We start from the raw sequence: 599 nt of genomic DNA, 5'->3' as shown, positions 1-599 counted from the left end.
GGCCGGGAGATCTGGAAGGAGATCGGCTACGGCACGCAGCCCATCACCCAGGGCACCCGGCTCGTCGTGCCGCGCGCGACGGATGCGGTCGACGTGAACGACGACAGCTTCGGCGACCTCGTGTTCGAGTACCGGGCGCTCGGCACTGCCGACTGGGCCCAGCTGGAAAGCGACAAGGTGGCCGACTTCGGGCGCTCCATCGTGGCCAACACCAGTGGCCTGGCGGCAGGCGCCTACGAGTACCGCGTGCTCTACCGGCGCCCGCAGGACCTCGCGAGCGCGGATCTCGTGCGGAGCCAGGGTCGCTTCCTGAAGAGCAGCCCGGGCGATGTGGACTCGCTGGCGATCGACCAGCTGCGGCCGCAGTCCGAGCAGCCGGTGGTGCACCAGACCTTCGACCGCTGGGGCAACCTGCTGAGCGTGAGCGACCCACGCAACCGCTACTGGCTCACCCACTACAGCTACGACTGGGGCAACCGCCTCGTGCAGGTGGACAAGCCGGCAGGCGATGACGACAAGCGCGCCGTCGAGCACACCACATACGACGCGCTCGGCCGCATGGTGGCCAGCACCGACGCGCTCGGCAACGTGAACCGCCT

The 599-nt window shown here is 69.3% G+C and carries 1 protein-coding gene; it reads left to right on the top strand.

All coding sequences use genetic code 11. The annotated features are described in order from the left end of the window. Window positions 1-599, top strand: a 599-nt coding sequence (locus E8D38_RS28050) for a hypothetical protein (protein WP_140637640.1), incomplete at both ends; no start/stop codon positions are given.

Source organism: Methylibium rhizosphaerae, assembly GCF_006386545.1.
Taxonomy (GTDB): Bacteria; Pseudomonadota; Gammaproteobacteria; order Burkholderiales; family Burkholderiaceae_C; genus Pseudorivibacter; species Pseudorivibacter rhizosphaerae.
This window is presented reverse-complemented; position numbering and strand designations above follow the sequence as displayed.